This window comes from Mycobacterium sp. IDUB_36 (assembly GCF_055419225.1).
Map to the genome: position 1 here is coordinate 2,497,723 of NZ_JBVAXH010000001.1, position 12,533 is coordinate 2,510,255.

A 12,533-nucleotide genomic window follows, 5' to 3' on the forward strand; every position below is an offset into this window, starting at 1 on the left:
TCCTGTCAGGGTTCTTTCCATCAAGGACGGGCCGCGAAGTGGGAAAGTTACAGCTGCACCTCGTAACTTTTCGCCGACCGAGATCGTCGTGAATACATGACCAACTCCGCTTCGTCACAGATCGCCGAAGTCTGGCTGCATCATCGTCCCTATCTGGTGAACCTGGCCTTCCAGATGCTCGGTGACGTTGGCGACGCCGAAGACGTTGCGCAGGAGGCTTTTCTGCGGCTTTCAGGAACCGACGTCAGCGCGATCGACGATGTCCGCGCCTGGCTGACTGTGGTGGCGGGCCGGTTGTGCCTGGATCAGGTGCGCTCAGCGCGCGCCCGCTACGAGCGACCCGACGACATCGGCGCAGAGGCGGTCACTCTCAACCAGCTCGGACGACTGAATCCGGCGGACCGGGTCACCCTCGACGACGAGGTGCGCATTGCGCTGCTGCAGGTCCTGCGCAGACTGAGTCCGGGCGAGCGGGTCTCGTTCGTCTTGCACGACGTGTTCGGGGTGCCTTTCGACTCGATCGCGGAGACCGTCGGCCGGCCAGTCGGCACCTGCCGGCAGCTCGCTCGGCGGGCGCGGACGAAAATCGCCCTTGCGCAACCGAAGCTGGTCGAGGTGTCGACCGCTGAACATCAGCAGGTCACCGAGAGGTTCATCACCGCGTGTGCGAACGGCGATCTGACGGCGCTAATCGAGGTGCTGGATCCGACTGTGTGGGGCGTCGGCACAGTCCTCGTCGAGCCCATGCCGCCCCCCCAGATCAACCGCGGTCCCCACGATGTCGCGGTCAACCTGCTGCGGTATCTGGGCCCGGGTGTGACGGTGGTCAGCGGCCCGGCCGGTCAGCCTGTGCTGTTGGCCTTTGCGGAGCGACGGCTTTTCGCCGTCATCGTGCTGACCATCGGCGACCACCTGGTGACCAAGATCGAAGCCACCGCCGACCCGCCGGCACGCGGCTAGCGTGACTCGCGCGGGGGCTCCTGCCGAGTGGCGAAATAGCCGGCGACCGCTGCGGAGATCTCCAGAAACGTGCGCCGGGTCTTGCGGGCCAGCTCGCTGCGGACGTCGATGACGCCGCCGGGCCGCAGGTGCGGATCGAAGGGCACTTCGACCACCTTCTGACCGCGCTCGACGAACTGGTGCGCCAGCGCCGATCGGTGCCGCTTGTCCGAATGGCCGTCGGAGTCGTTGAGCACCACCACAGTCCGTCGCAGCAGACTGGTCCGACCGTGCGCCGCCAGCCATTCCATGGTCTGTGCCGCGGCGCCGGCGCCGTCCGCCCACGGCGACGACACCACGATCAGCGCGTCGAGGTCGTTCAGCGCCTCCTGGGTCACCGGAGCATCCATCGTGGATCCGCAGTCGATGATCGCGATCGTGAAGTGACGGTCGAGCCGCGAGGTGGCCTCCCGGTACAGTGCCGGGTCCAGCACCCGCCGCGGCCCTGCGGTCGGCTCGCCGGCAAGCACGTAGAGACCCGCCGAGTTGCTGCCGACCCGGCTGCTCACGTCGGCGAACGAGCGAAGGTTCTGATCCGACGCGATCTCCCAGTACGAGCCGTTGGAACGCGGGTCGATCCGGCTGCCGAGCCGGCCGAAGGCGGTGTCGGCGTCGATCGCGACCACGCGGTCCTGGCGGCGCAGTTCGGCGAAGATGGAGCCGACGCTCGCCGCGACGGTGGTCTTACCGACCCCGCCTTTGCCCAGTACCCCGACCTTGTAGTTGCCGCGCAGCGCCGACCCGATGGCGGCCTCGTACGCGGCGTCCTGCTTCTCGGCGGCTGACGGTCCCGGGTTCACCAACCCGAACGTCGCCTTGAACACGGCGCGGCGCCAGCCGTAAGCCGGGCCGGGCGCGGCGGTCCGCTTGCGGGGCGCGAAGTCGATGTCACTCCACGACGTGCGGTCCGAAGGCCCGGGCGGGCCCGGCCGCGGCGGGCCCGGTGTAGGAGGAGCACCAGGTGGCGGGGGAGCGGGCCGCTGTTGCTGCGGTTGCGGCTGCTGCTGAGGCGCCGCGGGACGCGGCGGCGGGCCGGCCGGTTGATGCGGCGGCGCGGATCGTTGCCGGTCCCGCAGGAAGTCGTCCGATTCGGTCATGAGCTCACACGCTCGGAGGTCCAGTACTCCCGCAGGCTGGCCACCCGGTCGCCGGCCAGTTCGAGGATGGCGACTTCGCGCATCCGCTTGCGGTGACCCTGGACGACGTCGTCGAAGCGGGCTTCCCACTCCGCGATGGCTGTCGTGCCGTCCAGATACAGGTTGAGCAGCTCGGCCTGGATGTTGGCCTGTGCTTCGACGACCTTGGTCTGCCAGTACTCACGAATGCCCGCGTGATCGCGGATGGGCTCGTGTAGCACCCGTTCGTGATAGGTGGCGGTGGGCGTGAACACCGTCAGGATCAGGTCGGGATCCTGGGTGGTCCACGCTCGCATGTAGGTGTCGATGAGCCTGCGGACGTCGTGTTCGGCCAAGCTCATGGATTCATCGTAGGGCGGTCCGCGACGGCGCAGCGCTGCGATCGGCGATTGCGCAGGTCAACGAGGCCAAGCCCGTCGTCGTCGGAAAAAATTTCGGCAACTTTGCCGACTCCTGCGCCGCAGGACCCGACGGGAGCGTCGGGGACCTCCGCGGTGCTGTCCGATCAGCCGTCAAACCCCCGCTGCCTCGCCTTTTGGCGAGCTGCGCCGCCGATCCCGACCCGCTCCGTCGGCCGAAGACCAGTCGCGGCGGTCCGGCGCCTGTCACTACAGCAAACAATGTCGCCCGACAGTTCGCGCGGTCCACACCGCATCCGTCGGGTGCCGGTCGTGGCCGGGCGCCCAAATGCCTTGTGGCGCAGCACGGCCGGGACCGCGGCGGTGTGCAGGCCGTCACAACGAAGCGGCACCGGGGATCCACGGGTTAAGATGGTCCAAGTTGGCATGTCAGGCGGGTTTTGTCATATCGTTTTACGACTTGTCGAAAACCGGTAATCGGGCCCCGTTCAGCGCCGTACGGATACTCCCCAACCGGAATCGTCGTATCCGGCGAGCAGCACATCGACGAGCCACGGGGGTTCAGCCCGCAGCCATCAGGGCGCGGCCCCCAACGGAAAGCGTCGTCAATGCTGCGGCGGAAATCGGTGAAGGAGCAGGTGGGAATGGCGCCCAACCGCGTCGGGCTCTACAACCCCGCATTCGAGCATGACTCGTGCGGGGTGGCCATGGTCGTCGACATGCACGGTCGCCGCACCCGCGACATCGTCGACAAGGCCATCACGGCGCTGGTCAACCTGGAGCACCGCGGCGCCCAGGGTGCCGAACCGCACAGTGGCGACGGCGCCGGCATCCTGATCCAGGTGCCGGACGACTTCTTCCGCCACGTCGTCGACTTCGACCTGCCCGAGGCGGGTAGCTACGCCACCGGCATCGCGTTCCTGCCGCAATCGGCCAAAGACGCCAGCGCTGCGTGCGCATCGGTGGAGAAGATCGTCGAGGCCGAGGGTCTGCAGGTGCTGGGGTGGCGCAACGTGCCCACCGACGATTCCTCGCTGGGCGCGCTGGCCCGCGACGCGATGCCCACCTTCCGGCAGATCTTCATCGCCGGCGCCGAGGGGATGGCGCTGGAGCGCCGCGCCTACGTCATCCGCAAGCGGGCCGAGCACGAGCTGGGCACCAAGGGCCCGGGCCAGGATGGTCCCGGCCGCGAAACCGTCTACTTCCCAAGCCTTTCCGGCCAGACGTTCGTCTACAAGGGCATGCTGACCACCCCGCAGCTCAAGGCGTTCTACCTCGACCTACAGGACCAGCGGCTGACCAGCGCGCTCGGCATCGTGCACTCGCGGTTCTCCACCAACACCTTCCCGTCGTGGCCGCTGGCGCACCCGTTCCGGCGCATCGCGCACAACGGCGAGATCAACACCGTCACTGGCAACGAGAACTGGATGCGGGCCCGCGAGGCGTTGATCGACACCGACGTCTTCGGATCCCGCGACGACGTCGACAAGTTGTTCCCGATCTGCACTCCGGGCGCCTCGGACACCGCGCGCTTCGACGAGGCGTTGGAGCTGCTGCACCTGGGCGGCCGCAGCCTGCCGCACGCCGTGCTGATGATGATCCCGGAGGCGTGGGAGCGGCACCCCTCGATGGACCCCGCTCGTCGGGCGTTCTACGAGTACCACGCGTCGCTGATGGAGCCGTGGGACGGACCGGCGTCGATGACGTTCACCGACGGCACCGTCGTCGGCGCGGTGCTGGACCGCAACGGCCTGCGCCCGTCGCGCATCTGGGTGACCGAGGACGGCCTCGTCGTGATGGCGTCCGAGGCCGGCGTGCTGGACCTCGACCCGGCCAAGGTGGTGCGCCGGATGCGGCTGCAGCCGGGCCGGATGTTCCTGGTCAACATGACCGAGGGCCGCATCGTCTCCGACGAGGAGATCAAGGCCGAGCTGGCCGCCGAGCAGCCCTATCAGGAATGGCTCGACAAGGGCCTGATCCCGCTCGCCGAGTTGCCGCAGGGCAACTACGAACGGATGCTCGAGCACCGGGTTGTGTTGCGGCAGTTGGTCTTCGGCTATACCTACGAAGAGCTCAACCTGCTGGTCGCGCCGATGGCCCGGGTCGGCGCCGAGCCGATCGGCTCGATGGGCACCGACACTCCCGTCGCGGTGCTCTCGCAGCGTCCCCGGATGCTCTACGACTACTTCCAGCAGTTGTTCGCCCAGGTGACCAACCCGCCGCTGGACGCCATCCGCGAAGAGGTGGTCACCAGCATCCAGGGCACGGTCGGGCCGGAGGGTGACCTGCTCAACCCGAATGCGGACTCGTGTCGCCAGATCATCCTGCCGCAGCCGGTGCTGCGTAACCACGAGCTGGCCAAGCTGATCAACCTCGATCCCGACGTCGAGGTGAACGGTCGCCGGCATGGCTTGCGGTCCAAGGTGATTCGCTGTCTGTACCCGGTCGCCGAGAATGGCGCCGGGCTCAAGGCCGCGCTCGACGATGTGCGGCAGCAGACGTCGGCGGCGATCGCCGACGGGGCGCGGATCATCATTCTCTCCGACCGGGAGTCCGACGAGAAGCTGGCGCCGATCCCGTCGCTGCTGGCCGTCTCGGCCGTTCACCACCACCTGGTCCGGGAACGCAGCCGCACCAAGGTCGGCCTGGTCGTCGAGACCGGCGATGCCCGCGAGGTGCACCACATGGCGGCGCTGATCGGATTCGGCGCCGCAGCGATCAACCCCTACATGGCTTTCGAGTCCATCGAGGTCATGCTGGACCGCGGCGACTTCGGCGACCTCGACCGCGAGGCCGTGCTGAACAACTTCATCAAGGCGTCCGGCAAGGGCGTGCTGAAAGTGATGTCCAAGATGGGCATCTCGACGCTGGCGTCCTACACCGGCGCCCAGCTGTTCCAGGCCGTCGGCGTCGACGAGGATGTGCTCGGCGAATACTTCACCGGGTTGACCTGCCCGACCGGCGGAATCAACCTGGCCGACATCGCCGCCGACGTCGCGACCCGGCACTCGCTGGCCTTCTTGAACCGTCCGGACGAGCGGGCCCATCGCGAACTCGAGGTCGGCGGGGATTACCAGTGGCGCCGCGAAGGCGAGTACCACCTGTTCAACCCGGACACCGTGTTCAAGCTCCAGCACGCCACCCGCACCGGGCAGTACAAGATCTTCAAGGAATACAGCCAACTGGTCGACAACCAGAGCGAGCGGATGGCGTCGCTGCGCGGGCTGCTGCAATTCCGTGAGGGGCTGCGCCCACCGGTGCCGCTGGACGAGGTGGAGCCGGCCAGCGAGATCGTCAAGCGCTTCTCGACGGGTGCGATGAGCTACGGCTCGATCTCCGCCGAGGCACACGAGACGCTGGCCATCGCGATGAACCGGCTCGGTGGCCGGTCGAACTCCGGCGAGGGCGGCGAGAGCGTCACCCGCTTCGACCGCGAAACCAACGGCGACTGGCGCCGCAGCGCGATCAAGCAGGTCGCCTCGGCACGCTTCGGGGTCACCTCGCACTACCTGAGCAACTGCTCCGACATCCAGATCAAGATGGCTCAGGGTGCCAAGCCCGGTGAGGGCGGCCAGCTTCCGGCGGGCAAGGTCTACCCGTGGATCGCCGAGGTGCGGCACTCCACCCCGGGCGTGGGCTTGATCTCGCCGCCGCCGCACCACGACATCTACTCCATCGAGGATCTCGCGCAGCTGATCCACGACCTCAAGAACGCCAACCCGCAGGCCCGCATCCACGTGAAGCTGGTCTCGGAGAACGGTGTCGGCACCGTCGCCGCCGGAGTGTCCAAGGCGCACGCGGACGTGGTGCTGATCTCCGGCCACGACGGTGGCACCGGCGCGACCCCGTTGACGTCGATGAAGCACGCCGGGGCGCCGTGGGAGCTCGGTCTGGCCGAGACCCAGCAGACGTTGCTGCTCAACGGATTACGTGACCGGATCGTCGTCCAGGTGGACGGCCAGCTCAAGACCGGCCGCGACGTGATGGTCGCGGCACTGCTCGGCGCCGAGGAATTCGGTTTCGCCACAGCACCTTTGGTGGTGTCGGGCTGCGTGATGATGCGGGTGTGCCACCTGGACACCTGCCCGGTCGGGGTGGCCACCCAGAACCCGGTGTTGCGGGAGCGGTTCAACGGCAAGCCCGAATTCGTGGAGAACTTCTTCCTGTTCATCGCCGAAGAGGTCCGCGAGTACCTGGCGCAGCTCGGCTTCCGCACCGTGAACGAGGCGGTGGGCCAGGTCGGTTCGCTGGACACCACGCTGGCCCGCGCGCACTGGAAGGCGCACAAGCTCGACCTCTCGCCGGTGCTGCACGAGCCGGAATCGGCCTTCATGAACCAGGATCTCTACAACAGCTCCAAGCAGGACCACGGCCTGGACAAGGCACTGGACCAGCAGCTGATCGTGATGAGCCGCGAGGCACTGGACTCGCAGAAGCCGGTGAGCTTCGCCACCACCATCGCCAACGTCAACCGCACGGTCGGCACCATGCTCGGCCACGAGGTGACGAAAGCCTATGGTGGCCAAGGCTTGCCGGACGGCACGATCGACATCACCTTCACCGGGTCGGCCGGCAACAGCTTCGGCGCGTTTCTGCCGAACGGCATCACGCTGCGGGTCTTCGGTGACGCCAACGACTACGTCGGCAAGGGGCTGTCCGGTGGGCGCGTGGTGGTTCGGCCGCCGGAGAATGCGCCGGCGGATTACGTCGCCGAGGACAACATCATCGGCGGCAACGTCATCCTGTTCGGCGCCACCAGCGGGCAGGCCTTCCTGCGCGGTGCGGTCGGCGAGCGGTTCGCGGTGCGCAACTCCGGCGCACACGCAGTGGTCGAAGGCGTCGGCGACCACGGTTGCGAATACATGACCGGCGGCAAGGTGGCGATCCTGGGCAGTACCGGCCGTAACTTCGCGGCGGGCATGTCCGGCGGGATCGCCTACGTCTACGATCCCGAGGACGCTTTGGAAGCCAACCTCAACTCCGAGATGGTCGCACTCGAGAGCCTCGACTCCGAAGACCTCGAATGGCTGCACGGGATGCTGCAGGCCCACATCGACGCGACCGATTCCGCTGTCGGCCAACGTATTCTGGCCGACTGGGACACCGAACAGCAGCGCTTCGCCAAGGTGATGCCGCGCGACTACAAGCGGGTGCTCGAGGCGATCGCCGAGGCCGAGCGCAACGGCACCGATCCCGAAAAAGCGATCATGGCGGCCGCCAGTGCCTGATCCCAAGGGTTTCCTCAAGTACACCCACCGCGAGACGCCCAAGCGCCGGGCGGTGGACCTGCGCCTCAAAGACTGGAACGAGGTCTACGAAGACTTCCCGCACGCCAACCTGCAGACCCAGGCAACCCGTTGCATGGACTGCGGAATCCCGTTCTGCCACAACGGTTGTCCGCTGGGCAACCTGATCCCGGAATGGAACGACCTGGTTCGCACCGACCGGTGGCGGGACGCCATCGAGCGGCTGCACGCGACCAACAACTTCCCCGAGTTCACCGGGCGGCTGTGTCCGGCGCCGTGCGAGTCGTCGTGCGTGCTGGGTATCAACCAGGACGCGGTCACGATCAAGCAGATCGAAGTCGAGATCATCGACAACGCCTTCGAGCAAGGCTGGGTGGTCCCGTTGCCGCCCGACCAGCTCACCGGCAAGAAGGTCGCCGTGGTGGGCTCCGGGCCGGCCGGCCTGGCTGCCGCCCAGCAGCTGACCCGCGCGGGTCACTCGGTGACGGTCTTCGAACGCGCCGACAAGATCGGTGGTCTGCTGCGCTACGGCATCCCCGAATTCAAGATGGAGAAGCGGCACCTGGACCGCCGGCTCGACCAGATGCGGGCCGAGGGAACCGAGTTCCGTGCCGGCGTCGACGTCGGTGTCGACATCAGCGCCGAGGAGTTGAAGTCAGACTTCGACGCGGTGGTGCTGTCCGGCGGGGCGACCGCCTGGCGCGACCTGCCGATCCCCGGCCGCGAGCTCGACGGCATCTATCAGGCCATGGAGTATCTGCCCTGGGGCAACAAGTATGCCGTCGGCGAGTTGGACACCCCGCCGATCACCGCGGAAGGCAAGAAGGTCGTCATCATCGGTGGTGGTGACACCGGCGCCGACTGCCTGGGCACCGCCCACCGGCAACGTGCGGCGAGCATCCACCAGTTCGAGATCATGCCGCGGCCGCCCGAGACCCGTGCGGCATCGACGCCGTGGCCGACCTACGCGATGATGTTCCGGGTGTCGTCCGCCCACGAAGAGGGCGGCGAGCGAGTCTTCTCGGTCAACACCGAGGAGTTCGTCGGCCGCGACGGCCACGTCGCCGCGCTGAAGGTGCACGAAGTGACCCAGCAGGACGGCAAGTTCGTCAAGACCGAGGGCAGCGACTTCGAACTCGAGGCCGATCTGGTGCTGCTCGCGATGGGCTTTGTCGGCCCGGAGCAGAAGGGTCTGCTGACCGACCTGGGTGTCGACCTCACCGAGCGCGGCAACATCGCCCGCGGCAGCAATTTCGAGTCATCGGTGCCGGGGGTTTTCGTAGCCGGCGACTCCGGCCGTGGACAGTCGCTGATCGTGTGGGCGATCGCCGAGGGTCGGGCTGCAGCGGCAGGAGTGGACCGGTTCCTGATGGGCGAGACCGCCCTTCCGGCTCCGATCGGTCCGACGGCGGCGCCGCAACGGTAGTCACATTCGTCACATCAGAAACATTTGATAAATTCTTCGGCGCGTCTTACACTATTTGCCAGCAAATGGGTGTCTACTAGTTCGGCATGGGCGCCGCGGGGTGTGGAGCCTGGTTGAGCTAATCGACCGCAGGAGTATGCAGCGTGTATATGAACCCAGTGACTCGCTCTCGGGTCGGCAGAATTGCCTGGTCATTCTTTCGATACCCGGTTCGGAGCCGAGAATTCCCCGCCAAGCACGAGCGCCTCGTGACGGCCGACGAATTACTCCGCTTCGGTTTCTGACAGCTCGCAGACGGCCCGTCGATAACAGCGGGCGTTTGCTGGTGGTAATCGAGTCGTGACTTTCGGCCCGGTGCCCAAGATCTGACGCCCGGGCGCCGGGTGCCGACCGCGATCCGCCGCGTGACATCACGCCAACCCCTCTCCAACGCTGAGGGCGATTCGGCGTGGGCAAGTCCAAGTGATTTCCAACGGGGCGTTGTTAGCGTGCGCCAGCATTTTCGCGCGGCCGCAGGTTAGCCAGCAGCACGGCCGCGACCTCGCAGAAAGGGCGCCCCATGACCGTTCCACCACAGCCAGGCAACTACCCACCGCCGCCCGAGGGCTACCCCCCGCCGCCGGCCAACTATCCGCCACCGCCGAGCGGTTTCCCATCGGCCGGCGGTTATCCGTCGCCGAGCGGCTACCCGTCAGCCCTGGGCGGCCAGCCCGGGGCCCTGCCCACCGAGGCCTACACACCGTGGCTCACCCGGGTGCTCGCGTTCCTCGTCGATTACGTGCCCTACGCCGTCATTCTGGGGATCGGCTTCGGCATCGAGGCTGCGACGCAGGAAACCGCGTGCATCACCGATACGTCGGAGCTTCAGATCGGAACCGTGTGCGCGACCGGAAACTCCAACTTGGGCGTCGCCGCGGTCGTCATTTCTGCGCTGGTCGCGCTCGTCTTCGTGTTCTGGAATCTGGGCTACAAGCAGGGCACGACAGGCTCGAGCATCGGCAAGTCGGTGATGAAATTCAAGGTCGTCGGTGAAGCGACAGGTCAGCCGCTCGGATTCGGCATGTCCATCGTGCGCCAGTTCGCCCACGCGATCGACGCGGTCATCTGCTACGTCGGCTTCCTGTTCCCGCTGTGGGACGCCAAGCGGCAGACGATCGCCGACAAGCTGGTGAAGTCGGTCTGCCTGCCGATCAGCTAGAACCGGCGAAGACGTGCCGAACACACGTGTCGTCGCCGCGGCAGCACTGGCGGCGCTGGTGCTGGCGGGATGCGCGAGCCCGAAAGTCACCGTCCGCCCGCCGACGTCGGTTGCCACGACGTCCGCGGCCGTGGCTCAGTCGACCGAATCCTCGCCGGCGCCCCCGGCGCCCCCGGCGGACGAGGCGGGTGGCACACGACTGGATGGCGAAGGGTGTCTCGCGGTCACCCAGGCGAATTTGGATCTGACGGCCGCGTCCAATGCTCAGGATGCCCGCACCGCCGCCGACACCTTGGAGAAATACTCGCCATCGCAGTCAGCGCAGGACGCGATTGAGCACTTCGTACAGACCGGGGGAGCCCAGTTCGACGACCCGAGCTACAAGAAGTTCAACGATGCCCTCGATGCATGGGTCCATCAGGTGTGCCCGCGGTGAGTGGGGCCGTTGACGGCTGACTCCGTGGAGTTCCGGTTCAGCTTTGATCGGTGGTATCGCTGGTTGGCGGCACCGCTGAGGCTGAGTCCGAAACGCGCCGCGATTCGTCTGGGAGACAACGACCTACACATCAGATTGGGCTGGGCGTTCGAGGCGGACATCCCGCTGACCTCGATCGCCGCCATCCGTCGTGGCCAGCGAGTCATCGACGGATGGGGTGCGCGCGGGCGTCAAGGCGTCTGGGTGGTCAACGGCTCGGCGAACGACATCGTGGAGATCGCGATCGATCCGCCATTCCAGGCCCGCGCGGCTCGGCGTCGAGTCGAGGTGCGCCTGCTGCGGATCAGCGTGTCCGGACCCGATTCCCTGATCGACGCCGTGCGTGCACGACGCGGACTCAGCTGATCAGCCCGGAGTCGCGGATCACCTCGGCCAGCGGCTCCAGCACGGCCGGGTCGTGCGGCGGCGGGATGTACACGATGCCCAGATCGAGCCCCTCCGCGGCCAGTCCGGCGGCGTCCTCGATGACCTTTGCGTAGTCGAGGTCAGCCTCCAATCGCAGGTGCGCCGACGTCATGATCTCGGTCGGGTCGCGCCCGATGTCGGCGCAGTGCGATGCCAGCACGCTGCGCTTGTGGGCGAACTCTTGCGGCGTGCCGCCCACGAAATTCCAGTGCTGGGCGTATTTGGCCGTGATCCGCAGGGTCCGCTTTTCGCCACTGCCGCCGATGCAGATCGGCGGATGTGGCCGCTGTGGGCCCTTGGGCTCGTTGCGGGCATCCTTGAATTGATAGAACGTCCCGTCGAAGTTGGTGGTGTCCTTGCTGAGCAGGCTGGTCAGCACTTCGCAGGCCTCTTCGAACCGGTCGAAGCGCTCCTTGAGGCTGCCCAGCTCGATGCCATAGGCGCCGGACTCCTCCTCGTTCCACCCGGCGCCGATACCCAGTTCGAGTCGACCGTTGGAGATGATGTCAAGGGCGGCAACCATATTGGCCAACACCGCGGGGTGACGGTAGTGGATCCCGGTGACCAGGGTGCCCAGCCGCAGCCGGGTGGTGGCCTGGGCCAGCGCGGTGAGCGTGGTCCAACCTTCTAGACATGGCCCGGTACTGTCGCTGAAGATCGGGTAGAAGTGGTCGAAGGTCCAGCCGGACTCGAAGACGTCGATGTCGTCGGCGGCTTTCCAGACGGCCGACATCCGGTCCCAGGTGGTGTTTTGGGGTGACGTTTTGAACGCAAATCGCATGAGCCCGACGGTAGTCCAGGTCGGCCAGGAGTGCCCGCGTCGGTACGCCGACGTCGTCGCACTGCCGATCGACGTCAAGATCACCCTGCTGTCCGCCGGGCTGATCTTCCTGCTCGCCTTGATACTCGGTGTCTGGAAATACCGGCAGGTGCTGATCTCCGAGAACCACCGCGCGCACCCGTACGTCGACATCGCCCACCGCGCGGCGCTGCTGTACTCGTTCGCCGCTCTGCTGGTCGCGGAGTTCGTCCACCTCAGCGTCTGGCCGACCTGGGTCAACCTGACCGCGGCGATGGTCCTGGTGTTCTTCTTCGTCGTCGCGATCCTGACCTACATCCTGCATGGCTGGAAGCAGGACACCGACAACCAGTTCGCCAACCCCGATCGGGCGATGCGGCTCGGCATGGTGGCACTCGTAATCGGCGAGGTCGGTGGTTTCGGGGTGCTGCTGGCCGGATTCATCGCCGGTCAGTTCTGACCGGTAGGA

The 12,533-nt window shown here is 66.8% G+C and carries 10 protein-coding genes; 7 read left to right on the forward strand and 3 right to left on the reverse strand.

What is annotated here, in order from left to right; genetic code table 11:
* Window positions 1–96: 96 nt before the first annotated feature.
* Window positions 97–960 carry an RNA polymerase sigma factor SigI gene (sigI, locus tag ACZYW1_RS12305; protein WP_463786094.1) on the forward strand — a complete coding sequence of 288 codons (864 nt, stop codon included), beginning with the start codon at window positions 97–99 and terminating at the stop codon, window positions 958–960.
* Here the strand turns inward: sigI and ACZYW1_RS12310 are convergent.
* Both ACZYW1_RS12310 and ACZYW1_RS12315 read right to left on the reverse strand, forming a co-directional pair.
* Window positions 957–2,096, reverse strand: coding sequence for a MinD/ParA family ATP-binding protein (locus tag ACZYW1_RS12310; RefSeq protein ID WP_463786096.1), 1,140 nt, complete (start codon window positions 2,094–2,096; stop codon window positions 957–959). The two genes, sigI and ACZYW1_RS12310, sit on opposite strands and share 4 nt — an antisense overlap.
* On the reverse strand, window positions 2,093–2,476 hold the full coding sequence (locus ACZYW1_RS12315; RefSeq protein WP_463786098.1) for a nuclear transport factor 2 family protein: 384 nt from the start codon (window positions 2,474–2,476) through the stop codon (window positions 2,093–2,095). Before ACZYW1_RS12315 ends, ACZYW1_RS12310 begins: the two co-directional genes overlap by 4 nt.
* A 662-nt stretch (window positions 2,477–3,138) precedes the next feature.
* On the opposite strand from ACZYW1_RS12315, the gene gltB reads away from it, so the two are divergent.
* The 5 genes from gltB (at window position 3,139) to ACZYW1_RS12340 (ending at window position 11,205) form a co-directional block, all read left to right on the forward strand.
* Window positions 3,139–7,722, forward strand: coding sequence for a glutamate synthase large subunit (gene gltB, locus ACZYW1_RS12320; RefSeq protein WP_463786099.1), 4,584 nt, complete (start codon window positions 3,139–3,141; stop codon window positions 7,720–7,722).
* A complete protein-coding gene (locus ACZYW1_RS12325; protein ID WP_463786101.1) occupies window positions 7,715–9,166 on the forward strand; it encodes a glutamate synthase subunit beta in 1,452 nt (483 codons plus the stop codon). Before gltB ends, ACZYW1_RS12325 begins: the two co-directional genes overlap by 8 nt.
* Window positions 9,167–9,725: 559 nt before the next feature.
* The gene (locus ACZYW1_RS12330) at window positions 9,726–10,364 is read left to right on the forward strand and encodes an RDD family protein (RefSeq protein WP_463786103.1); all 639 of its coding nucleotides are present in this window, start codon (window positions 9,726–9,728) and stop codon (window positions 10,362–10,364) included.
* A 13-nt stretch (window positions 10,365–10,377) separates the two neighbouring features.
* Window positions 10,378–10,800 carry a hypothetical protein gene (locus ACZYW1_RS12335; RefSeq protein ID WP_463786104.1) on the forward strand — a complete coding sequence of 141 codons (423 nt, stop codon included), beginning with the start codon at window positions 10,378–10,380 and terminating at the stop codon, window positions 10,798–10,800.
* Between the two features lie 9 nt (window positions 10,801–10,809).
* The gene (locus ACZYW1_RS12340) at window positions 10,810–11,205 is read left to right on the forward strand and encodes a hypothetical protein (RefSeq protein ID WP_463786106.1); all 396 of its coding nucleotides are present in this window, start codon (window positions 10,810–10,812) and stop codon (window positions 11,203–11,205) included.
* On the opposite strand, the gene ACZYW1_RS12345 is transcribed toward ACZYW1_RS12340, so the two are convergent.
* Window positions 11,198–12,046, reverse strand: coding sequence for an LLM class F420-dependent oxidoreductase (locus ACZYW1_RS12345; protein ID WP_463786107.1), 849 nt, complete (start codon window positions 12,044–12,046; stop codon window positions 11,198–11,200). The genes ACZYW1_RS12340 and ACZYW1_RS12345 overlap by 8 nt on opposite strands.
* Here ACZYW1_RS12345 and ACZYW1_RS12350 point away from each other — a divergent pair.
* Window positions 12,045–12,524 carry a hypothetical protein gene (locus tag ACZYW1_RS12350; RefSeq protein ID WP_463786109.1) on the forward strand — a complete coding sequence of 160 codons (480 nt, stop codon included), beginning with the start codon at window positions 12,045–12,047 and terminating at the stop codon, window positions 12,522–12,524. The two genes, ACZYW1_RS12345 and ACZYW1_RS12350, sit on opposite strands and share 2 nt — an antisense overlap.
* The last annotated feature ends 9 nt before the right edge of the window (window positions 12,525–12,533 follow it).

Bases quoted from the DNA above. Each gene is read 5' to 3' on its own strand.
- sigI (WP_463786094.1), top strand. From the start codon at position 97: ATGACCAACTCCGCTTCGTCACAGATCGCCGAAGTCTGGCTGCATCAT.
- ACZYW1_RS12310 (WP_463786096.1), bottom strand. From the start codon at position 2,096: ATGACCGAATCGGACGACTTCCTGCGGGACCGGCAACGATCCGCGCCG.
- ACZYW1_RS12315 (WP_463786098.1), bottom strand. From the start codon at position 2,476: ATGAGCTTGGCCGAACACGACGTCCGCAGGCTCATCGACACCTACATG.
- gltB (WP_463786099.1), top strand. From the start codon at position 3,139: ATGGCGCCCAACCGCGTCGGGCTCTACAACCCCGCATTCGAGCATGAC.
- ACZYW1_RS12330 (WP_463786103.1), top strand. From the start codon at position 9,726: ATGACCGTTCCACCACAGCCAGGCAACTACCCACCGCCGCCCGAGGGC.
- ACZYW1_RS12350 (WP_463786109.1), top strand. From the start codon at position 12,045: ATGAGCCCGACGGTAGTCCAGGTCGGCCAGGAGTGCCCGCGTCGGTAC.
- ACZYW1_RS12345 (WP_463786107.1), bottom strand. From the start codon at position 12,046: ATGCGATTTGCGTTCAAAACGTCACCCCAAAACACCACCTGGGACCGG.